This window comes from Fructobacillus americanaquae (assembly GCF_024029775.1).
Lineage (GTDB): Bacteria > Bacillota > Bacilli > Lactobacillales > Lactobacillaceae > Fructobacillus > Fructobacillus americanaquae.
Genome location: NZ_CP097122.1, coordinates 1,336,529 through 1,360,127 on the forward strand (window position 1 = coordinate 1,336,529; position 23,599 = coordinate 1,360,127).

The following is a 23,599-nucleotide window of genomic DNA, read 5'->3' on the forward strand; positions in this document are numbered from 1 at the left end:
GGTTTTCCTGGTATTATTAGCCTAGTTCAATTAGAATTTAAAGGAGTGTTTCTTGTGGCTCAAGTAAAGTATACTCAAAAAGATATTTACAACCGTGTTTTTAAGGAAAAGCGCGTTGGTGTTGGCTATGATCCCAATGATGTTGATGGTTTCTTGGATGACATCATTTCTGATTACGGTGTTTTCACTAAGCGCATTGAAGAATTGCAGACACAAGTCGGCCAATTGCAGACTGCTTTGAAGCAGACTCAAGAAGAGTTGAGTGCTAAAGATCACGTTCGTGAAGCTCAACCGGTTGTACCAGCACCGGTCGTCGAGGAGGTGCCAGCATCTGCTCCAGTTCAAACGCCAACCGCAACACCAACTAATCTGGATCTCATTAAGCGCGTCGCGAATTTGGAACGAGCTGTATTTGGTTCAGAAAATGGTGCAAACTAAGTTAAAAAGTGGTAAAATTTTACTGCGATTAACAATGGTTTAATTGTTTAATAGCAGGTACCGAGTAATTGCGCATGATATTTCTCATGTGAGGAAGGTCCATGCTCGCACACTCTGCGATGGGTGTAGTGTTTGTGCTGGGATAAAAAATAAACCCAGGCATGGTGAAAACCATGACGGCGACTGAAATGGCTACGGCTTTGCTATGTCAAAATAGGTCTGAAAGTGCCATAGAAACGGATTCCTAGGTGAAAATTTAGGACTTGAGACGAGGTAAACCCCACAAGCGGGCAACCCAAACTTTGGTAGGGGCGGCTGACCTAGTGAACTGAAATGATGGTCGGTATGGCGGCAACGCTTAGATAGATGATTACTGAAGGTGCTTAATCCCTGGTAAGTACTGGAACAAAACATGGCCTATAGGTACCTGTTACAGGGAGTCCACACTTGGTGTGGGCTTTTTTTTATGGCTTTTTATTGGTAGAATAGGTAAGTGCGAAAAGAGCTTGACCATTTTGCGAGCTCTTTTTTGATGTCTGCCATTGCAATGAATGGTCAGATAACAAACAAATAAAACTGTTGGTTTGTGACTGACAAAAGGATTGAATATGTTCAAAACACTTAGCAAAAAAATGCTGACTTGGTTAACCTTGGCCATCTTAGTCTTGCCTCTTTTACTAGCATCCGCAACAGCCTTCACGACTAAGGTGAATGCAGCTGAAACGGATCCAACTTTGGAGCGAATTCAAAAGAAGGGAACGTTGGTCGTTGGCTTGTCAGCCGACTATGCACCTTATGAATTTCATAGCCAAATCGATGGTAAGGACCAAATCGTTGGTTTTGATGTTTCCTTAGCAAAGGAGATTGCTAAGAAATTAGGCGTAAAAATTCAAATTGAAGACATGGGCTTTGATGCTCTCTTGGGTGCTTTGAAGACCGGAAAGATTGATATGATTGCTTCTGGTTTCTCAGCAACGCCAGAGCGAGAGACACAAGTTGACTTTTCCCATGTTTACCTGAAGTCACCGCAGACGATGATTGTGCTGAAAACAAACAAAGCCAAGTATGAAAGTGGTGAATTGTCAGCCTTCTCCGGTCAAAAGATTGGGGCACAAACGCAAACTATCCAGGAAGATGCTGCTAAGACAATTCCTGGGGCAACAGTTGTTTCACTGCAAAAATATCCCAACCTGATTTCTCAGTTGTCGCAAGGGGTTGTGGCGGGAGTCGTGGCTGAAAAGACGATTGCCCAAGCCTATGCGGATCAGAACCCCAAATTTGCCATGGTTGAACCAAAGTTTTCAACGGATTCCACGGGACAGACGTCGATTGCCGTTCCTAAGAATTCACCAGCCCTGGTTGCTAAGGTTAACCAGGTGATTGATAAAGTGACGACCGATGGTCAGTTTGATGGCTGGAAGAAGCAAGCTCAAAAGCAGATGTTTGCCTCCAAGGACAAGTCCTATTGGCAAAAGTATGGCCACTACTTTGTTGAAGGAACTGGCATTACTTTGGCCTTAGCTGTGGTTGGTGTCTTGATTGGGACCACTTTGGGGACTTTCTTTGCCCTCCTGAAGCTTTCATCTGTCTTTATCCTGAAGGCGATTGGTAATATTTACGTTGAATATATAAGGGGAACACCTTTGCTGGTCCAGGCCTTTATGGTCTTCTTTGGAACACAGGCGATCGGATTACACCTATCAGCCTTTGTAGCTGGTTCACTGGCAATGGGTTTGAATTCTGCTGCTTATGTGGCCGAAATCATCCGTTCTGGAATTGAATCGGTTGATCAGGGGCAAACAGAAGCTGCCCGGTCTTTGGGACTTTCCCATGCAAAAGCGATGCGCTTAGTAATCTTGCCACAGGCTGTCCGAACAATTTTGCCAGCTTTGGGTAATGAATTTGTTTCGGTCATCAAGGAAGGATCTGTTATCTCTGTTATTGGTGTTGGCGAATTAATGTATGAAACGGGCGTTGTTCAGGGAGCTTCTTTTGAACCATTTATGCCACTGGTGATTGCCTCATTGGTTTATTTCGTGTTGACCTTTACTATTTCGCGCGTATTGGGCTATGCTGAACGGCGCATGGATCGTTAATTGAACATTTTTATTGAAGGTCCTTGCGATAGCAAGGGCCTTTTTTCGATGGTTTTAATAAAAAAGGACGTAAAAAAAGAGTTGCCAGAGCAACTCTTTGAAAAAATCAGTTTGGTTTTAACCTTCGAACTTTACTCGGACACCTTCAGGGATGGCAAAGTCTTTTTGAACTAGCGTCAATTCACCGGTTTCTTGGTCACGTGAGAAGACGGAAACGTTATTTGTTTTTTGGTTAGCGACAACCAAGAATTTTTCGGCGGGGTCAAAGTTCATATCGCGGGGAAATGAGCCTTCAGTTGAAACTGTTTGAATTAATTCAATTTCTGCTCCCATGTTGGATGTTTGGAAGACAGAAACAGAATCGTGACCACGGTTTGACGTGTAGATGAAGCGGCCGTCTTCCGTCAAGCGTATAGCAGCAGCACCATTGTGTTCATCCCAGTCAGAAGGGATGGTTGAAATTGTCATGACATGGGCAAATGAGCCGTTTTCTGCGTCGTACTTCAACACAGAAAGCAAAGATGACAATTCCCCTAATACATAAGCATACTGTCCGTCAGGTGAGAAACGCAAATGACGTGGTCCAAAACCGTCTTCTGCCTTATAGCGAGCGACATCGGTCAACAAGCCGGAAGGGTCGACAGCAAGGGTAATGACTTCATCGGTCCCCAAATCAACAACAGCCAAACGGTTGTCAGGTGTTAGGTTGACATAGTGGACATGAGAGCTGTCTTGTTCTGGTCGAGGACCAGAACCGCTGTTATGCCAAGTGTCTTTTAAGACTAAGGAACCATCGGGTTGAATGGCATATACTTCAACTGTACCGCGGTGGTAGTAGCCGGCAAAGACTAATTGGCGGTCTTCATCAACGGCAATGTAAGCGGGGGCAGAACCCTCAGTTACATTCAAACCAATTGCAGACATGGGGCGAGTCGCGTTATCGAGTGAAACTACACCAGCTTCATCGCCACGCTTTTCGACGGCGTAAACAATGTTTTCCTTGGAAATTGCCAAGTAGGTCGGATTCGTGCCAGCAAAAACCAAGCGCGCATCGGACAATCGGCCGGTTGCTTCGTCAAAATCCGCTTCGTAAATGCCCTTTGAACTTTGGCGGGTATAAGTACCAAATAGTACGTGATGAACAGTCATGTTCAGTGTCACTCCTTTTTTAATATTCTAACCAGGGTTATTGTAGCATATTTTTGCAATGGGCTCGACAGAGTAGCTAAAAAAGTAACGACATGTTGATTCCTGATTTTTTGAGGAGAGGGGCTAAGTTACCATAGTATTACCAGGTGGAAAGCGTGGCCAAGGCTCTTTTTGAGGCAATGCTATGGTAAAATGTTTAGTAATAGAAATGTCATGAAAAGGAGCAACTATGCCAAAAGAAAATGGAAAAAAATCGATTGGGTTGACATCGGTTAAGGGACTTAAAACTTTGACCGCAGTGGTCTTAGTCCTATTAATCATTTGGTTAGCCTACCAAGTACGCTTTATTTTTGGACCGATTGAATCCTTGGTTGCTGCGGTTGGAGCACCTATCTTGATTGCTGGAGTCTTTTACTACCTATTGAACCCCTTGGTCACGAAATTAGAAACGAAGTTAGGCTGGAAACGCAAGCACATCGTCTTGGTCGTGATTGTTCTTTTCTTGCTAATCATGGTGGCGGCTATTGCCTTTTTGGCACGGATAATCACGGTTCAAGTAACGGAACTATTAATCCATTGGCCAACTTACTTGCGTGAAGGTCAAAACTGGATTAAAGAGACTTTTGAAGGGCAACAGTATGATCAGTTACGCAATATTCTAGTCACGTCGAATGACCAAATTAACCGCACAGCAATTGCTTGGGTGCAAGCACACATGGCTGCTAGCATTTCTGGTGTTGGCTACTTTGCTGCTCGCTTAAGCGAAGTTGGTGTTGTTTTGGTTTCAACACCTTTCATTTTGTATTATTTGCTAGTGGGCGGTGCTCATTTACCAGAATTTATCATCGATAAGTTACCGCCCAAAGTTCGATCATCAACGAAAAATCTTTTGGCAGAATTATCAGAACAGATTGCAAAGTATATTCGGGGGCAATTGGGAGTAGCGTTGTCCGTAATGATTATGTTTGCCGTTGGTTATACACTGATCGGCTTGCCTTCTGGAATCTTGTTGGCCATCTTGGCTGGTGTCTTGAATCTGATCCCTTACTTAGGCTCCTTCTTGGCCCAGATACCTGTGTTTGCGGTTGCTTTTGTCACCGGTGGGGTGAAGATGGCCGTTTTGGCAGCGATTGTCTTGGCGATTGAGCAGCCACTAGAAGGCCATGTCATTACGCCGAAAATTTTGGGGGATGCCTTGGATATCCATCCGGTGACGGTGATTGTTGTATTATTGGCTTCTGGTCAAATTTTTGGTCTGCTGGGCTTTATTCTGGCGGTCCCTGGCTACGCCGTCTTAAAGGTTTTGGTTGTCCATCTTTATACCTGGTGGCGGACAAACTCAAAATTATTTAAGGAAGAATTGGATAAAGAATTGGGAGAAACGAAATGACGAATCACGTTGTTTTATTTGAGCCGGTCATGCCGGCAAATACGGGAAATATCGCTCGAACAACTGCTGGTACGAATGCTGTCTTGCATTTAATCGAACCCCTAGGTTTTGATATTTCAGATAAAGCGGTTAAGCGAGCTGGTTTGGACTATTGGGACCATGTTGATTTGGTCAAGCACGACTCCTTACCTGATTTTTTGGCTACCTTGAAACCAACTGATCACCTATACCTGGTTTCAAAATTTGCTAATCAGGACTATACGGATCCGGACTACACATTAGACGATGGTGATCATTACTTCCTTTTTGGTAAGGAAACAACCGGGTTGCCTGAAGTCTTTATGCGTCAAAATCCAGAAAAGGCAATTCGGATTCCACAAAATGACGAACATATTCGTTCTTTGAATTTGTCGAACACAGTTGCGATTGTGGTCTATGAGGCCTTGCGCCAGCAAGATTTTGCGAACTTAGATAAGATTCATACCTACGAACAAGATAAATTAAAATAAATTTCTAAAAAAGGGTTGCGATTTAGAGATATGGTTGCTATAATAATATAGTTGTTTGATAGAGATATCAAACAACTGACCATGGCTCGTTGGTCAAGTGGCTAAGACGCTGCCCTTTCACGGCGGAATCGAGAGTTCGATTCTCTCACGAGCTACTAAACGTCATCTAGTGCAAGACTGCACTAGATGGCTTTTTTGTTTGAATAAGGTTTTATATCAACGTTTGTAGCGTGTATAGAAGTATATAAAAATCTATGGTTTTCTAAACAAAATTCGCAAAAATTTGCAGATAAGGGTACTTTTTGCCAAATTTGCAGAGGATTCGCAGTAAAAAACTTTCAAGAAATTCCATCGATTGATTGACTTCGCTATCTTTCAATTCGTCAATCATGTGGGCATAAATTTTAAGCGTTGTTTTAATATCTTTGTGACCAAGTCGTTTCGAAATTTACTGGATAATATTGTGATTCATTAAGAGCATACTAGCATGCGTGTGGCGCAACCCGTGGAAAATAATATCATTAACGTTCAATTCATTGATCAACTTATCTAAATGTTTAGTAGCCGTTGCAATCGATAGCGGATAACCATCTTTCTGTAAGACAAAGAAATGGTTATTGATGGTGTTTGATTTTTTAACCTGCCCCAAAAAAGCTGCCCTCCTCTTCGTAATTCAAAGAGGGGAGCAGCTTCTTGCATATATAAGAAAGGACACTAATAATTGGCGAAAAATTTAGTTTGTAATGAAAATTAGCCTTGGTTGTTCTTCAAGCGCTTATCGGCAGGCTTTACCTCTGGCACACCACCCATGGCTTCAGGATGTTCTTGGTAGGCGAACTTGTGTCCATCCTTGGCTACCTGGCCTTCAAAGGCCTTTGATCCAGTACCGTCGGAGAAGCTCATGATGGTGTGGGCGAATTCTGAATGCTCGATATCGCCCATATCGCCAGGAACGATTACGCCGTACTTTTCTTCTAGTTCTTCTTGAGCCTTCATGAACTGAAGTTGGTGTTGTGTTTCACGAGCTAACAAGAACTTCAACATATCACGGATTCCCTTGTCTTCCGTCATATTGTACAGACGAGAAACTTGCAGGCGGGCCTGTGATTCGCGAACGACGTTGAAACGCATATCGGCCACTAAGTTACCAGATGAAGTCACGTAGCCGGCATTCCAGGCTGCACCGTTTGGATTCGTCAGGCCGGCGTTCAAGCCATGAACGAGTGCGTGTTCGGGGTCCATACCCGATAATGTTGCTGCCTTGAGTGGGTCGCCGGCAACGTCGGCATCAGAAATTGGCGCATCTTCAAGTAAATAGCCAATCATTGTTGAAATCATTTCCACGTGGCCGATTTCTTCGGTTCCAGTGTCTAAAAGTAAGTCTTTATACTTTTCATCGCCAGTTGATGACCAGCCTTGTGAAAGGTATGACATCATGCCGGTTGTTTCGCCCCATTGGCCACCCAAGGCTTCTTGAAGTCGACGGGCCATTAATGGGTCCGGACGGTCAGGCTTGGCGTTGTATTGCAATTTCCGAGTGTGCGTGAACATAATTTCCTACTTTCTGTGCTATCCGTGAGAATATTTGTTAAAAATAAACAGTACCAATTTATATTTATTTATAAAATGATGACTATAAAACGCATATTCTCTAGTAATTAATATCAAAATTAGATGGAATATATAAACCTTTCCAATTTCAACATTTTGCGTTGGAATTAGTTTATCATGGACGACAATCATTGGTAAAGGAGAAATTAGAAAAATGGTCTAGACGGCCACGGATAAAGTCCGTGTTTTTGGTACTGAAAACACTAGGAGTGACAGAGTCGACTGTGCTAAGATAGAAGGAGTAAACTAGACATTTTTAGACCATTTAAACGGTCTGAGGCAAAGGAGAACCCTCATGGCTAAGCAGACGAAACGTCGTAGTCAAAAGAAAAAGAAAGTAAGTCGGGCAGGTACTGCTGGCCAAATTGTTGCCCTACTGATGATTATCTTATTATCAATTTTTGCAATTTTTCAATTAGGACTTTTTGGCATTTATTTGGCCGATATGGTGCGTTTTTTCTTTGGAAATCTATACCAAATTACTTTGTTGCCGCTGATTGCTTGGGCTGCGGTTTATTTGGTGATGGATAAAAGTTATCCCTTTCCCGGTCGCATATATGTCGGAGTGGCGATGATCTATCTGGCAACAGTCTTGTTGTCATCGATGCTTTTCTTCACACAGAACGAATTGCCAGGCGGTGGTTATGCTTCTCAAGTAATTCGATTGATCGGTCAGGATATGACTAACCAATCTGCTGGAACACCGGTTGGAGCTGGTATGCTAGGAGCCCTTTTATACCAAATAACCTTCACTCTCTTATCAAACGTTGGTGCGGCGATTATTATCGTTGTTTTGTACCTTGCAGGTGTGATTGTCACTTTCCGTTTACCTGCTCGTGACCTGGCACAAAAAGGTGTCGTTAAGGCCCATGAAAACTTTGCGGAGTTTCAAAAGCAGCAGAGTCAAAAGCGTGATCAGCGCCAATTGCTGGCTGAGAAGAAGCAACAGAATTTGACGGAATTTGGTGACCACCCATTTGGCTTGAGTAAAATGGAACCAAAGGCAGATGAACCGTCGGCAGATCCATTTTCCCCGGATCCTCCCAAAGATATTGATGGTGCTGATTTGCCAGTAGAAGAAAGCCTGAATATGGGTGTCGACCCGGTTGAACCAACCATTAACTGGCAGGCACCGACAACGCCAAGCCCGGCTGTACCAGCGCAAGCTACTAATCCACAAGAGCATGAAGACGTCCACCTCAATGCCACTACTGTGGACGACGATGATTACCAGTTGCCACAAACCTCTCTCTTAACGAAGACTCAGCCAACCGACCAAACCAATGAAGCCCAAGGCTTGAATGCAAAATCTCGTCTGGTCCATGACACATTGCAATCCTTTGGTGTGGACGCAACTGTATCCTCGGTTTCCTTGGGACCAACGGTTACTCAGTATGAGCTCAAGCCGGGGCAGGGGGTCAAAGTTAACCGGATTGCTAATTTGGCGGATGACCTCGCCTTAGCCTTGGCGGCAAAATCAATTCGAATTGAAGCACCCATTCCTGGAAAGCCCTATGTCGGGATCGAAGTGCCCAACGATACACAGGCGGTCGTTGGTTTCCGCTCGATGATTGAACAGTCTAAAACCTTCGACCAAGGGTTGCTAACGGTTCCTTTGGGCCGTGACGTGGCTGGCAACATTGTGTCAGTGGACTTATCAGCAATGCCGCACTTACTGATTGCTGGATCCACTGGTTCTGGAAAATCAGTTGGGTTGAATGGTATTATTGTTTCTTTGCTTTTAAAGGCCAAGCCGTCCGAAGTAAAGTTGATGATGGTTGACCCCAAGGTGGTTGAGCTTTCAATTTACAATGGTATTCCACATTTGCTGACGCCTGTTGTTTCTGATCCACGTAAAGCGGCGAAGTCGCTACAAAAGTTAGTCGATGAGATGGAAAACCGCTACGACCTACTGGCTCAATTTGGTAAGCGAAATATCGGCGAGTATAATGCAGCCGTAGACGATAACAATACTCATGCCAAGGAAACCGGTAATGCAATCATGACGAAGCTGCCTTATATTGTGGCAGTTGTCGATGAATTTGCTGATTTGATGGCAACGGTCGGCTCTGAAATTGAAGTTTCGATTGCGCGCCTGGGAGCCAAGGCGCGAGCGGCCGGTATTCACATGATTCTCGCGACCCAGCGGCCCGACGTGAAAGTGATTAACGGAACGATTAAGTCGAATATTCCTGGTCGAATTGCTTTTCGAACGGCATCGGGAATCGATTCGCGGACGATTTTGGATACAAACGGGGCCGAAAAGTTACTTGGTCGCGGGGATATGATTTTCGCCCCACCTGGCAAGGCTCATAAACGATTGCAGGGCGCCTTTATTTCTAATCAGGATGTGACCGCCATTGTTGATTTCGTCAAGGGTGAACAAGATGCCGTTTATGATGAAAAGATGACGGTCACTGATGAGGAAGTAGCCCAGGATGAAAATGGTGGTGGCGGTAACTCGGATGATGAATTGTTTGAGGAGGCGCTTGAATTCGTGATTGACCAACAGAAGGCCTCGACTTCATTGCTCCAACGTCGTTTCCGGATTGGTTATAACCGGGCGGCTCGCTTGGTTGACGACCTTGAAAATGCCGGCTATATTGGTCCGGCTGACGGGGCTCGGCCACGCCATGTCAACGTTAGCAAGAAAACCGATGAATAGATGGATAAGTGAAGCTAAGAAAAAAGCGGAACTGCCAAAGTTGATGGTGGTTTCGCTTTTTTTGATACTTATTTTGGAAATAATTTGACGGGACGCATGTTCGGCAAGATGAGGGGGAGTTGCATCAAAAACGCCACTCTCAAGAGCGGCGTTTTTTGATCAATTCTTCCAATTATTCCTGGAAAAAGGGCACGATTTGTTTGGCAAATGAACCGTCGGGGTCGTTGACAAAGGTCTTGTAGGCGGCCCAGTAAGCATCTTCAATGAGGAGCGGTTCAGCAATGTTGTTTGGGATTGCCGTTCGTGGAATTCCACCACGGTTATCGCGAGGACCATCGTATTTTTTTGTGAAGTCGTCGAAACGCTTTTCAATCACAATTGCTTCGGGACCAAACCAGTTATGGGGTTCCTTGGTTAAGAAGCTCTCTTCAATTTGGTAGGGTGTCCAATCGGGGAGGTCGACCGCAATTTTCATTGGGTGAACCAACATTTGTAACTGGACTTGGCCAAGAGCAATATCGGCGATAGCCCCCGCCATGGCTGAAGGCAAATGGCGGGCCTGATTTTCCTTGGCAACCAGGAGAAATTGGCCGGTCATTGTTTCATCGGCTGTGACTTCTTGGCCGGCAAGAACGTTGAGTAATTCGGTTGGGGTAATATTAATAGCTTGCATGAAAGATAGTTTAATCCTGAATTGGAATAAAGGCAAATTGCGTAAAGTCAAAGAGCCCTTGGTCGGTAATTTTCAACGAAGGAATTACGGGCAAGGCCATGAACGAAAGGGTTAAAAACGGATCGAAAGTTAGCGGTGAAATTTCCGCAAAGGCCTCGTTTAGGGTTTGCTGTTTTTGGATTAATTCTTCGTAAGGCAGATCAGACATCAAGCCGCCAATCGGTAATGGAAGGGTCGTCACCTGGCCATTTTTAACAACTACTTGGCCACCGCCGATTTTCTTGAGGGTTTCAACTGCCAAAACCATGTCGTCATCATTAACACCAGCAACAATCAAGTTGTGGGAATCGTGGGCAATGGTGGAAGCGATGGCCCCTTTTTTTAGAGAAAGCCCCTTGATGATCCCCAAACCGTGGCCGAGGTCGTGGTAGCGTTCAATCACGGCTACTTTGGCGAAGGTTTCGTTTGGCGCGAAGTGCCCATTTCCATTAATCGGTACGCTTTCGACCTGGTGTTGTGTCGTAATGTGGTGGGGTTCAATTTCAATGACATGGGCGGGCTTGTTGGCATCTAGTGGGAGAGCTAAATCAGCCTGTTCAAAGGTCAAATTGATTTGTTGACCGGGAAGCAACAAGACATCTTCTTGCCTATTTTTAAAGAATTGGCCACCAACCATGACCTGGTCGATAGTAACTTGTTTTGGATCGGTTAATATGACCAAATCAGCCTCAAAGCCTGGTGCCAATGCCCCAACATTTTGCAGGTGGTGGGCATTGGCGCCGTTATAAGATGCAAGGGTGTAGGCCAATTCAGGCGCGAGACCATTCTTGATAGCTAAGGCGATATTAAAGTTGATTGTTCCTTCTTTTTGGATGTCTGCAGCTGATTTATCATCGGTGGCAAAAGCGAAGTGACCCTCGTTGGCTTTGGTTATGGCAGGGAGGAGGGCGCGCTCGTCACGTTCAACAGTTCCTTCACGCAAGAAGACGGCCATTCCGGCGTTGACGCGGTCTAATGCTTCTTTTTTGCTGGTGGCTTCGTGGTCAGTGTCGATACCATAGGACCGGTAGACGGCTAGTTCCACAGGACCTAACCCTGCCCCGTGACCGTCGACGTGTCGGTGGGCCTCTTTTGCATCTGCAATTTTTTTCAACATGTCGGTCTGACCGTTAGCAACTGCTGGAAAATCCATCACTTCGGCTAAGCCGGCAATTTCTGGGTGTTGGTAGAAGGGACGGAGAGCATCTGCATCCAGTGTTGCGCCAGCGTGCTCAAATGGAGTCGCTGGCACGGAAGAGGGCAACATATAGTGGATATGCAGAGGTGTCTTTTTGGCAGAGTCGAGCATATATTGGATGCCTGAAATGCCGGCCACGGAAGCAATTTCATGTGGGTCAGCAAAAATGCGAGTAACGCCGTTTTCCAGAGAAAGCCGACCAAATTCAGACGGGGTTAACAAGGAAGATTCAATATGGAGGTGAGCATCGATAAAACCGGGTACGAGAAAGCGGTCACTGCAATCAATGGTGGCTTTGGCCTCTAAGTCTTTGTTATCACCGACAAAGACAATTTTTTCGCCCTTAATCCAGAGATCCTTTTCCTCAAATTCCTGATTAAAGACGTTTAAGACTTGGCCACCGGTGAGGTGGTGATCGACTTGCTGTACCATTGTGCACTCCTTTTTTATTGTGAATTTTATCTAGTTTAGCACATGTCAACAGAGCTTTGGCGCTGATTTAAGCATTGGGAAAATCAGTTTTGTGAAGAAAATTGACTACTACCAATCATTTAGTCTATACCAATTGTTGATTTTGGGATTGACTAAGTGACGAATACTGATAAAATAGCAGTTGTTAACTTAAAAAGTATTACCAAACCAATTTTTTTTGAAAGCGAGAAATTTTGTATGTGTGGAATTGTTGGAGTAACCGGTGTTGAACAAGCTTTGCCATGCCTTTTGCATGGTTTGCAAAAGTTGGAATACCGTGGTTACGATTCTGCCGGTGTTTATCTGATGGATAATGCAGGCAATGATGCCTATATTCGTGAGAAGGGACGAGTTGCCAAATTAGCTGAAAAGGCTAAGGCCAACGGCTTTATTGGGACTTCTGGTATTGCGCATACTCGTTGGGCAACTCATGGTAACGTGACCATTGAAAACGCCCACCCACAAAAGTCATCCGATGACCGTTTTTACTTGGTTCACAACGGCGTGATTGAAAATTACCAAGAGTTGAAGGCCGAATACTTGTCTGGTGTTCACTTTGTTTCTGAAACGGATACGGAAGTTGCCGTTCAATTGGTTGACAAGTTTGCTACCGAAGACGGTTTGTCAAACGTAGAAGCCTTCCGAAAGATGATTTCTTTGTTGGGCGATAACTCAGCTTATGGTTTCTTGTTAATTGATACGAAGGAACCTGGCACCCTGTTTGCCGCAAAGAAAAAGTCGCCACTTTTGGTTGGTGTTTCTGACCATGGTAATGTGGTGACGTCTGATGCCGCAGCGATGGTTGATGTGACAAAAGAATTTATTGAATTGCACGATGGTGATATCGCCATCATTAAGCCAGACTCAGTCGCCGTTTATGATGCTCAAGCAGAACCAGTTGATCGCCAACATTTTACATTAGAAATTGACCCAGAAGATACTGATAAGGGTGCTTATCCCTACTACATGTTGAAGGAAATTGATGAACAAGCAGTCGTTGCTCGTAACATAGCTGCTCATTACTTCGATGAAGAGGGACAGTTGCAGGGAATCGGTTGCGCCATCACCGACAAGATGAAGGAAGCGGACCGTTTGTATATCGTAGCAGCTGGAACTTCTTACCACGCCGGTTTGGTTGGTAAGCGCTACTTCGAACAGTGGGCGAAGATTCCAACAGAAGTGCACATTGCTTCTGAATTTGCTTACGACCAACCAATGTTGTCAGCTAAGCCCTTCTTTATCTTCTTGTCTCAGTCAGGTGAAACAGCTGATTCCCGTGAAGTATTGTATAATGTTAAGAAGCAGGGCTTCCCAGGCTTGACGTTGGCTAACGTGATGAACTCAACGTTGACCCGCGAAGCTGATTTTGCCTTGCCAGTTTTGGCCGGCCCAGAAATCGCCGTAGCTTCAACAAAGGCCTATACGGCTCAAGTTTTGGTGCAGGCCATCTTGGCTTCAGCCTTAGGGAACCCTGGCTTTGATTTGAAGGCAGAATTGGCTAAGGTTGCTGTTGAAATCTCAGCTATTACGGATGAAAAGGAAACTTTTAAGAAGATTGCCGAAACGGCCCTGAAGGACCAAAAGTCAGCCTTTTATATTGGGCGTGGCTTGGATGCTGCAGTTTCTTTGGAAGCAGCTTTGAAGTTAAAGGAAATTTCTTACGTGCAAACAGAAGGGTTTGCGGCCGGGGAATTGAAGCACGGTACGATTTCTTTGATTGAAGACGGCACACCGGTCTTTGCGCTGTTGACGCAGAAGAAGACGGCCGGATTGCTCCGTGGTGAAGTGGCTCAGGTGGCCGCTCGTGGTGCCAATACGGTGGTGATTACCTCAAAGAGCTTGACCAAGGATGGCGATGCCTTTGTTTTGCCTGAGGTGGCAGAACTGTTGATGCCAATCTTGGCCGTTATCCCAGCCCAGTTGATTGCTTATTATGCAACATTGGATCGAAATTTGGATGTTGATCGTCCTCGTAACCTGGCAAAATCAGTCACGGTTCAATAAGCGTGTGGCTGCCCAATCATCAAAAAACAACACTAGTAACCAAAATGTCGGCGAATTTCAGCCGGCATTTTTTTGTTTGCCTGCTTTTTTCTGGTAAAATAGTGAAGAATGAATTAAATAACGAAAGTCGGACGGAGACAAAAAGATGAGCCTGTTGGCAAAGGTATTTTCACATAAAAAAAAACATTTAGTTGGCCACCACTTGGTCTTAAATGAACTAAAAATTCCAAAGCACTTAGCCATTATTATGGATGGCAATGGTCGTTGGGCCAAACAACGGCATATGCCCCGGGTTGCGGGTCATAAGCAAGGGATGGAAACGGTCAAGACGGTCACTAAATTAGCCTCCTCTGCCGGTGTTTCAGTTTTGACCCTCTATGCTTTTTCAACTGAAAATTGGTCACGACCCAAGGATGAAGTTTCTTTTTTAATGAAGTTACCGGTCACATTCTTTGATACCTTTGTACCAGAGTTAATTGAACAAAATGTTCGAGTAGAAACCATTGGCGCGATTGATGCCTTGCCAGAAGCAACTAAGCAGGCAGTTTACGATGCTAAGGAGAAAACCAGTCAAAATACTGGGATGGTTTTGAACTTTGCCTTAAACTATGGTGGCCAAAAGGAGATCGTTGATGCGGCGGCAATACTCGCTCAAAAGGTTCAAGGCGGCGACATGGCGGTTGAAGACATTAATCCGGCGACCTTTGCTGCTGCATTAACGACTGGCTTCTTAGGTGACTTGGCTGATCCTGATTTGATTATTCGGACTTCTGGTGAAGAACGGCTCTCAAACTTCTTGCCTTATCAGGCGGCCTATTCAGAGTTTTACTTCACACCGGTTCTTTGGCCTGATTTTGACCAAGAACAGTTTGAGTTGGCCTTGGAAAGTTTTACCAAGCGTGACCGACGCTTTGGCAAGGTGAACTCATAAAACCAGTAACAACATCTAACAGCCACCCGGATGAAAAAGTGGGTCGGTAGAAACGAAAAAAAGATTTAAATTGTGAAAGTGAGAAATTCCGATGAAAACGCGGATTATTACGGCCGTTTTGGCTTTGATTGTTTTTGTTCCTTTAATTATTGTTGGTGATTTACCATTGCTAGTGCTGACCATTGCCCTAGGAATTGTGGCGATGAGTGAAGTCTTAAAGATGACCCACACGCTATTGGTTTCTTTTGAAGCGCTGATTTCTTATATCGGAGTTGTCGCCATTATCTTGCCAAAAAATTTTTGGCAAAGCGGTTTTTGGCCGGCAACGGTGAACAGCCAATCTGTGATTTACGGCCTGGCCTTTTTGTTTCTTGCTCGAACGGTTTTTGCCAAGAAGAGCTTTAATTTCCAAGATTCCGGTACGCTCTTTTTAGCCATGGTCTATATTGGAACAGGGTTCCACTACTTCTACTTGGCTGATTTCCGTGGCTTGCCCGTCTTATTCTTTGGTATGCTTTTAGTTTGGTTAACGGATTCTTTTGCTTATTTTGTCGGTCGGTCCTTTGGTAAGCACAAGCTGTCACCTAATCTTTCACCTAATAAGACTTGGGAAGGTTCTGTTGGTGGAACAGCCATTGCTGTGGCAGTTGTGGTTACCTTGTATGCTTTGACTAATGCTTTGCCATATGCCGTCTGGGATTTGGTGATTATGGCTATTTTGCTGTCGATTGCTGGTCAAATTGGCGATTTGATTGAATCTGCTTTGAAACGCCACTTTGGTGTTAAGGATTCTGGCCGAATTTTGCCAGGTCATGGTGGAATCTTAGACCGCTTTGACTCCATGTTGGTTGTGATGCCACTGATGGCTGTTTTGGGAATGCTTCAGTAGCAGCGAAAGCCGGTTGTCTGGCTGCTTTTTTCAGCAATAACCAGAACAAGAACTTTGTAGCTATTTTTAAGGATGAAATAAATGAACATCACTGCGATAATCGCTTTTTTGATTGTTTTTGGCCTGTTGGTCGGTTTCCATGAATTTGGACACTTTATTGTCGCCAAAAAAGCAGGTGTCTTGGTTCGTGAGTTTGCCATTGGCATGGGCCCAAAAATTTTATCATGGTATAAGAATCAAACGGCTTATACGATTCGTCTCTTGCCCGTTGGTGGCTATGTGCGCATGGCGAGCGAAATGGAAAAGGATGAGCTGGAAGCAGGACAACGTTTTCGATTGGTTTTAAATCAGGCCGGCGAGGTCGAAAGTATGGATGAGCGGGTTGACCAGGATGGCCCGGGTTTCTTTTTTCAAGTCGATTCAGCTGACTTAGTCCATGAGATGGTCATGACCGGTTACCGTCAAGATGAGGAAAACTTGTTGACGTTGAAGGTTGCCAAAACAGCGATTAAGACCGACCAAGAGGGGATTACCACGCGCATCGCTCCCGCTACCATGTGGGTTGAATCAGCGCCTGTCTGGAAGCGGTTGTTAATTAACTTTGCGGGACCGGCAATGAACTTTATTTTGGCGATTTTAGCGGCCGGAATCTTAAGTTTTGCCTTGCCATCCGTTCATTTTAATGAACCAATTATTGGCCAGGTGGTCAAGAGTGAACCGGCTGCTCAGGCAGGCATCCAGTCTGGGGATCAGATTCTAGCTGTCAATGGTCAAAGTGTCCAGAACTTTACTGATTTTGCCAATGAGGTTACCAAAAAAGCTGATCAGCCATTGCAATTGAAAATCAGTCGTTCTGGTAAGACACTGAATAAAACGGTCACACCGGAATTGATTGAGATTGCAGGACAAAAACAAATTCGAATCGGGGTTGGGGTCAAAAGTTATCGCGATCCACTAGCAAGAATTAAGTTTTCTTTCCTTAATACTGGTACATGGTTTACCCAGGTAGGTAATGGAATCAAGGATCTCTTTGTGGGTGGCTTTTCCATTAATAAGCTAGGTGGCCCCGTGATGTTAGCCAAGACCACTGCTCAGGCATCACATCAAGGATTTGTAACGGTGCTGGCATTATTGGGCATTTTATCGGTCAACCTAGGCTTAATTAATCTTTTACCAATTCCGCCTCTAGATGGTGGTAAAATCTTTTTAGACCTTATCGAGGGAATCTTTAGGCGACCTGCGCCTGCCTGGTTGGCAACAATACTGACTGGTGCTGGAACAGCCTTACTGGTTGTCTTGATGATCTTAGTGACCATTAAAGACTTGGGTCAATAATTATTTCAAATAACGTCGGTCGCTTGTTCATGATAGACCATTGCCTATTAAATTAAAATTAGTCGAAAGAAGGACTTTATGAAACAATCACAGCTTTTTATGCCAACCTTGCGGGAAGTTCCTGCTGACGCTGAAGTAAAATCACATCAACTGCTCTTGAAGGCCGGTTACATTCGACCTGTTACAGCTGGGATGTTTGCTTACTTACCATTGGCAAAGCGTGTATTGAACAAAATTGAAGCCATCATCCGGGAAGAAATGGAAGCAATTGATGCCAACGAAATGTTGGTACCTGAAGTTTTACCTGCTGAATTGTGGGAACGATCAGGTCGCTATGCAACTTACGGTCAAGATTTATATAAATTCAAGAACCGTCAGGACCGTGATTTTATCTTGGGCCCAACGCATGAAGAGACTTTTACGGAACTTTTTGCTAACGATGTGAAGTCTTACAAAAAGTTGCCATTAATGGTTTATCAAATTCAAGCCAAGTTCCGTGATGAAGGTCGTCCACGTTTTGGTCTTTTGCGGACGCGTGAGTTTATTATGAAGGATGCCTATTCATTTTCAGCTAATCAAGCTGGCTTGGATGCTGCCTTTACTAAGATGGAAACAGCTTATGTCAAGATTTTTGATCGCATTGGAATTGATTACCGGGTAATTGTTGGTGATGCCGGTGCCATGGGCGGTTCGGATTCAAAGGAGTTTTCGGCACCTGCAGCTGCTGGAGAGGACACGATTGTCTACTCTGACCAAAGTGAATATGCGGCAAACTTGGAAATGGCTAAGGATGCTTACGTTCGAAAAAGCAATGCACAAGAGGATCAAGAATTAGCAGAGTTACAAAAGATTGATACACCAAATGCAAAGACGATTACAGAATTAGCAACTCTTTTGGACGAAGATCCGGCTCAGCTAGTGAAGACTATTATGGTGGTCACGCCTGATCAAGACTTGGTTGCAGTTGTGACGACCGGTGACTATGAAGTAAATATGGTCAAGGTTCAAAATCATTTGGGTTATCCAGAAGTGGAACTGGCTGATGAAGGATTAGTCAAAGAAACTGTCGGGGCATCATTTGGCTCATTAGGACCCGTTGGTTTGCCAGAAAAGGTTCAATTGTTGGTTGACGAAAGAGCTGCCGATTTGGTGAACTTTGCCGCTGGGGCCAATGAAGATGGTCAGCACCTCTTGAACGTGAACTGGGGTCGGGATGTTGAATTGAACGATGATCAGGTTGCTGATTTCCGGACGGCCAAGGAAGGTGATCTTTCCGTTGATGGTAAGGGAAAGCTACAATTTACCAAGGGAATTGAGATTGGTCACATCTTCAAATTAGGCACAAAGTATTCAAAGGCCTTGGGAGCGCAAGTGCTTGATGAAAATGGTCGTAATACTGACATGATTATGGGTTCTTATGGAATTGGCATTTCTCGTTTGTTGGCAGCGATTGCGGAACAAAAGAGCGATGACAGGGGACTGGTTTGGCCAGCAAGTGTTGCGCCATTCGCTGTTCACCTTGTACCAATCAACTTAAAGGATGATGACCAGGCGAAGGTGACAGCAGAATTGGAAGAATCACTGACTGCCCAAGGACTAGAAGTTTTGGTTGATGACCGTAAAGAACGTCCAGGTGTAAAATTTGCCGATGCTGATTTGATTGGTTTGCCAATTCGCATTACGATTGGCAAGAAAGCCGGTGAAGGGGTTGTAGAAGTCACTGTCCGTGCTACTCAATCTGAATTTGAAATGCGAATTTCAGAAGTAAATGAATCGATTGCCGTCTTACTAGATGAACAAAAAGATGCACAGTAAGTTTGACAAAAAGCCGATGTAGATCGGCTTTTTGCTGTCATAGAAAGGTTTTGGTATGCCACTGAGCCCAACAGAACAATTAGAACAATTACTGACCCAAACAAAGCAAGGGGAAGAAAACCGGGCGTATTTTCAAGGTGGATACTTAAAAGCGGTTGAGGTCAATCCGGTTGAAAAGTCCTGGCGCTTTGTTTTAGCGTTAAATCAGGTCTTACCCTTCCAGGCTTATCTGAGTCTTTCCCAGGGTCTGCAAGGAAACTTTCAGCATGTTTCCTCAGTTGACTTGGCTGTTGAAGCAGCTGATACAACAGTTAGCGACGAAGTGATTCGCAACTATTTTCACCTCGCCTTAACTAAAACTAGTCTGCCTTTTGCCGTTGGGCAACAGTTAGCGGCTTCTTCTCAAATTAGCCTGGTAAATGACCAGGAGGTGTTGATTGCCACGGCGATGCCAAACTTAGCAGCTACCATGACAAAGGCTGTTCTGGCTGAATTAGAGGAAGTGTATCAAAGCTTTGGCTTGCCTGATCTGGCCTTTACTGTCCAAGTCGATGAAAAGGTGCAGGAAAAGCTTTCACAAGATTATCAGTCCCACCATCAGGCTGTTCAAGAAAGTATTAACCAGGCCATCGAAAAGGCCAATGCGGCTAAGCCAAAGAAGTCTGCTTCCGGGGTTGCCCTACGCCTTGGCCGGGCAATCAACTCGGATTTCCCGGTTACTCGCTTAGAGGAAATCGACGGTGAAGAATCGCGGGTCGTTGTCGAGGGCTTTGTCTTTGCTGATGAAGTTCGGGAACTGCGGTCTGGTCGCCAGTTGATGACTTTAAAGATTACGGACTATTCCTCTTCTATTACAGCAAAGAAGTTTTCAAACAATGAACAGGATGAGGCCATCTTTGATCAATTAAAGGCGGGACAGTGGGTCAAAGTTCGTGGAAATGTTCAAGAAGACACCTATGCTCGTGAGTTAGCCTTAAATATCTATGACCTGCAAGTCGTTGACCATGAAAAGCGGGCCGAACCCTATGAAGGTGAGCAAAAGCGCATCGAACTGCATGCCCATACCAATATGTCTGGGATGGATGCGGTCACTGATTTTAATGGTTTGGCTGGCTTGGCTGAAAATTGGGGCCAGACGACGTTAGCAGTCATGGATAACGGCAACGTTCAAGGTTATCCAACAGCGATTGCTGGGGCAAAAAAGCATCATTTGAAAATGATTTATGGCATGGAGGCCAATGTCGTTGAAGATGGTGATCCGATTGCATATAATTCCCGAGACTTAGACCTCTTGGCTAAGGATCAAACCTACGTCGCTTTCGATTTGGAAACGACGGGGCTGTCAGCCGTTTCGGATCGCATTATTGAATTATCGGCTGTCAAGATGGAATTAGGCAACGTGGTTGATAAGTTTTCAGAATATATCAATCCCGGCTTCCCACTATCCGAATTTACGACAAATTTAACGTCGATTACCGATGCCATGGTGGCTAATGCCAAACCGGAAAAAGATGTGATTAATGCCTTTAGGGAATGGTCCGCTGGAACGGTTTTGATTGGCCATAACGTGACCTTCGACGTGGATTTCTTGAATGCTACTTATGACCGGTATGGTGAAGTAGCAATTTCAAATCCTGTGATTGATACGTTGACCCTAACGCGCTGGTTGTATCCTGACTATAAGTCTTACCGCTTGGGCACTTTAGCCAAGAAGTTTAGTATTGAGTTGGAACAGGCTCACCGAGCCATTTATGATTCCGAAACGACTGGTCACTTGGCTTGGAAGTTACTAAAAGAGGCCAAGGAACGTTTTAACTTATCAAATCTTAATCAATTAAATGATCATATGCTTGATGGTGGGGCTTGGCGCCATGGTCGACCATTTCACCTGTCTTTGTTGGTGCAAAACGAGACGGGCCTGAAAAATCTGTATCGCTTGGTTTCGGAATCAAACGTTCAATACTTTAACAAGGTGCCACGGATTCCGCGGTCCGTTTTGGTGAAGTATCGCGAGGGACTGTTAATCGGAACGGGTGATACAAATGGCGATGTTATTGTCACCCTAATTGAAAAAGGCTATCAAGCGGCTAAAAAGAAGGCTACTTTTTATGATTACCTGGAAATTCAGCCATTGGCAAACTATCAGCCAATGTTGGATAGTCAACTAATTGCTAATAAAAGTAAGCTGGAAAAGTTAATCAAGGAAATGATTCAGCTTGGCCAAGAATTAGGTAAGCCCGTTGCGGTAACGGGTGACGTCAAGTATACGAACCCTGAAGATAAAATTTATCGAAGTATCTTGATTGGGTCACAGCCGGGAAATCCGTTGAACCGGACGAACTTACCGGACTTGCACTTCCGTACGACCCAGGACTTGCTCGATCAATTTGCTTTCTTGGGTGATGATGAGGCTAAACAAGTTGTCATCACGAATACGCATGAAATCGCAAATCAGATTGAGGATATTTCGCCATTAAAGGAAGGATCATTCCCGCCAAAGATTCCAGAAGCCGGTGACGAATTGCGCGAAAAAACCTTTGCCGCTGCCAAGAAGGCTTATGGCGATCCCCTGCCCGAGTTGATCCAGGAACGAATTGACCGCGAATTGAAGTCAATTATTGGGAACGGCTTTGCGCCTCACTACATGATTGCCCAACGCCTGGTGGCCAAGTCCAATAAGGACGGCTACCTGGTTGGTTCTCGTGGATCGGTTGGCTCATCCTTCGTGGCGACCATGTCTGGAATTACCGAGGTTAATCCTTTACCACCACACTATCGGTCGGCTCATGGTGATTACTTTGAGTTAGCCGATGAAAAGCAGTATGGTTCGGGCTATGACTTGCCTGACAAGGAAGACCCAAACCATCCCGGTGAAATGCTGATTGGTGACGGGCAAAACATTCCCTTTGAAACCTTCATGGGCTTCACCGGAAATAAGGTGCCTGATATCGATTTGAATTTCTCGGGTGATTACCAGCCAATTGCCCATAACTATATGAAGGTGATGTTTGGTGAAAAGAAAGTTTATCGTGCCGGCACGATTGCGACCGTAGCCGAAAAAACGGCCTTTGGTTATGTGAAAGCCTATGAGCGTGACCATGATCAGCACTACCGTGGCGCTGAAGTGGAACGTTTGGCTTCTGGTATTACTGGGGTCAAGCGGACAACGGGGCAGCATCCTGGTGGCATCCTGATTGTCCCGGCTGATTATGAGATTTATGATTTTACGCCGGTGCAATACCCAGCTGATGACCAAACGGCCCTGTGGCAGACGACTCACATGGATTATCATTCCATTCACGATAACCTTTTGAAGATGGATATTTTGGGACATGATGATCCAACGATGGTTCGTACGCTCAAGGATTTGTCTGGGATTGATCCACAGTCAATTCCAGCCAATGATCCGGGTGTTTTGAGCCTCTTTACCTCAACTGAAGCCCTGGGGGTAACTCCTGAACAAATTAATTCGAAGACCGGAACCCTTGGGTTGCCCGAATTTGGAACGAACTTTGTGCGCGGGATGCTAGAAGACACGCAGCCACACACTTATTCGGAATTACTACAGATTTCTGGTCTGTCCCACGGAACGGATGTGTGGCTTGGAAACGCCCACGACTTGGTTGAAAACGGCACGGCGACAATCGCTACGGTGATTGGAACCCGTGACAAAATCATGACCGATTTAATTGGCTATGGTCTGCCTTCAGAAGATGCCTTTAACATCATGGAAAAGGTTCGAAAGGGAAAAGGGATTACTGATGAGTACCAGGCTCTGATGCGTCAGCATGAGGTGCCAGAGTGGTATATCGAATCTTGTTTGAAGATTAAGTATATGTTCCCCCGAGCCCACGCGGCGGCTTACGTTTTGATGGCACTGCGGATTGCTTACTTTAAGGTCTACTTCCCAGCGGTCTATTACGCAACTTATTTCTCAGTCCGCGCCTCTGCCTTTGACGTAGTTGCCATGGCTCGTGGTAAGGAAGCAGTTAAATCATCTATCGCCAAGATTCGTGATCTTGGCAACGATGCTACCAAGGGTGACCAAGATTTGCAGACCGTCTTGGAAATGGCTAATGAAGCATTAGAACGGGGGATTTCATTTAAGATGGTCGACCTTTATCGGTCGGAAGCGACGGATTGGGTCATCGATGGGAATGAGTTGATCCCACCATTCTCAACAATTCCTGGTTTGGGCGATAACGTGGCCAAGCAGATTGTGGCGGCTCGTGTCGAAAAGAAGTTTATTAGTAAGGAAGACTTGAAAAAGCGGGGAAAGGTTTCGCAGACCATTATTGAGTTCTTAACGTTGCACTCGGTCATCTCGGATTTGCCGGATGAAAATCAGTTGTCTTTGTTTGACTTTTAGCTCTGGCCAGCGGATAG

General features: G+C 45.0%; 16 protein-coding genes, 1 tRNA gene and 1 other RNA gene. 13 read left to right on the plus strand and 5 right to left on the minus strand.

The features are described from left to right. Nucleotides 1-54 precede the first annotated feature (54 nt). From M3M36_RS06480 to M3M36_RS06490, 3 genes are all read left to right on the plus strand, one after another. Entirely contained in the window at nt 55-438 is a 384-nt protein-coding gene (locus M3M36_RS06480) for a DivIVA domain-containing protein (protein ID WP_252773759.1), read from the plus strand. A 56-nt stretch (nt 439-494) separates the two neighbouring features. Then, nucleotides 495-863: RNase P RNA component class B (gene rnpB, locus M3M36_RS06485), an RNA gene on the plus strand. A 183-nt stretch (nt 864-1,046) separates the two neighbouring features. After that, nucleotides 1,047-2,534, plus strand: a complete 1,488-nt coding sequence (locus tag M3M36_RS06490; protein WP_252773760.1) for an ABC transporter substrate-binding protein/permease — start codon at nt 1,047-1,049, stop codon at nt 2,532-2,534. A 117-nt stretch (nt 2,535-2,651) separates the two neighbouring features. On the opposite strand, the gene M3M36_RS06495 is transcribed toward M3M36_RS06490, so the two are convergent. Beyond that, on the minus strand, nt 2,652-3,683 hold the full coding sequence (locus tag M3M36_RS06495; RefSeq protein ID WP_252773761.1) for a lactonase family protein: 1,032 nt from the start codon (nt 3,681-3,683) through the stop codon (nt 2,652-2,654). 229 nt (nt 3,684-3,912) lie between these two features. Here M3M36_RS06495 and M3M36_RS06500 point away from each other — a divergent pair, with 229 nt between their 5' ends. From M3M36_RS06500 to M3M36_RS06510, 3 genes are all read left to right on the plus strand, one after another. After that, nucleotides 3,913-5,073 (plus strand): AI-2E family transporter, encoded by a 1,161-nt coding sequence (locus M3M36_RS06500; protein WP_252773762.1) that lies wholly within the window; start codon nt 3,913-3,915, stop codon nt 5,071-5,073. Then, nucleotides 5,070-5,582, plus strand: coding sequence for a tRNA (cytidine(34)-2'-O)-methyltransferase (locus M3M36_RS06505; protein WP_059393471.1), 513 nt, complete (start codon nt 5,070-5,072; stop codon nt 5,580-5,582). The genes M3M36_RS06500 and M3M36_RS06505 overlap by 4 nt, the downstream gene beginning before the upstream one ends. A gap of 83 nt (nt 5,583-5,665) precedes the next feature. Further along, nucleotides 5,666-5,737: transfer RNA gene (locus M3M36_RS06510), tRNA-Glu, on the plus strand. A 293-nt stretch (nt 5,738-6,030) separates the two neighbouring features. Here M3M36_RS06510 and M3M36_RS06515 read toward each other — a convergent pair. Together M3M36_RS06515 and M3M36_RS06520 are read right to left on the minus strand one after the other, a co-directional pair. Continuing rightward, nucleotides 6,031-6,231, minus strand: a complete 201-nt coding sequence (locus tag M3M36_RS06515; RefSeq protein ID WP_252773763.1) for a site-specific integrase — start codon at nt 6,229-6,231, stop codon at nt 6,031-6,033. 101 nt (nt 6,232-6,332) lie between these two features. After that, a complete protein-coding gene (locus tag M3M36_RS06520; protein ID WP_252773764.1) occupies nt 6,333-7,133 on the minus strand; it encodes a manganese catalase in 801 nt (266 codons plus the stop codon). Between the two features lie 355 nt (nt 7,134-7,488). Here M3M36_RS06520 and M3M36_RS06525 point away from each other — a divergent pair, with 355 nt between their 5' ends. Further along, entirely contained in the window at nt 7,489-9,858 is a 2,370-nt protein-coding gene (locus M3M36_RS06525; protein ID WP_252773765.1) for an FtsK/SpoIIIE family DNA translocase, read from the plus strand. Between the two features lie 172 nt (nt 9,859-10,030). Here M3M36_RS06525 and M3M36_RS06530 read toward each other — a convergent pair whose 3' ends face one another. Together M3M36_RS06530 and ade are read right to left on the minus strand one after the other, a co-directional pair. Next, the gene (locus M3M36_RS06530) at nt 10,031-10,531 is read right to left on the minus strand and encodes a hypothetical protein (RefSeq protein ID WP_252773766.1); all 501 of its coding nucleotides are present in this window, start codon (nt 10,529-10,531) and stop codon (nt 10,031-10,033) included. A gap of 10 nt (nt 10,532-10,541) precedes the next feature. Further along, nucleotides 10,542-12,200 carry an adenine deaminase gene (gene ade, locus M3M36_RS06535; protein ID WP_252773767.1) on the minus strand — a complete coding sequence of 553 codons (1,659 nt, stop codon included), beginning with the start codon at nt 12,198-12,200 and terminating at the stop codon, nt 10,542-10,544. Between the two features lie 237 nt (nt 12,201-12,437). On the opposite strand from ade, the gene glmS reads away from it, so the two are divergent. From glmS to M3M36_RS06565, 6 genes are all read left to right on the plus strand, one after another. Beyond that, on the plus strand, nt 12,438-14,243 hold the full coding sequence (gene glmS / locus M3M36_RS06540; RefSeq protein ID WP_252773768.1) for a glutamine--fructose-6-phosphate transaminase (isomerizing): 1,806 nt from the start codon (nt 12,438-12,440) through the stop codon (nt 14,241-14,243). Between the two features lie 145 nt (nt 14,244-14,388). Further along, nucleotides 14,389-15,174 carry an isoprenyl transferase gene (locus M3M36_RS06545; protein ID WP_252773769.1) on the plus strand — a complete coding sequence of 262 codons (786 nt, stop codon included), beginning with the start codon at nt 14,389-14,391 and terminating at the stop codon, nt 15,172-15,174. Between the two features lie 91 nt (nt 15,175-15,265). After that, on the plus strand, nt 15,266-16,063 hold the full coding sequence (locus M3M36_RS06550; protein WP_252773770.1) for a phosphatidate cytidylyltransferase: 798 nt from the start codon (nt 15,266-15,268) through the stop codon (nt 16,061-16,063). An 81-nt stretch (nt 16,064-16,144) separates the two neighbouring features. Further along, complete coding sequence (gene rseP, locus M3M36_RS06555) at nt 16,145-17,398, plus strand: RIP metalloprotease RseP (protein WP_252773771.1); 1,254 nt, start codon at nt 16,145-16,147, stop codon at nt 17,396-17,398. Nucleotides 17,399-17,476: 78 nt separating this feature from the next. Then, nucleotides 17,477-19,213, plus strand: coding sequence for a proline--tRNA ligase (locus M3M36_RS06560; protein ID WP_252773772.1), 1,737 nt, complete (start codon nt 17,477-17,479; stop codon nt 19,211-19,213). A 55-nt stretch (nt 19,214-19,268) separates the two neighbouring features. After that, on the plus strand, nt 19,269-23,582 hold the full coding sequence (locus M3M36_RS06565; RefSeq protein WP_252773773.1) for a PolC-type DNA polymerase III: 4,314 nt from the start codon (nt 19,269-19,271) through the stop codon (nt 23,580-23,582). Nucleotides 23,583-23,599 lie beyond the last annotated feature (17 nt).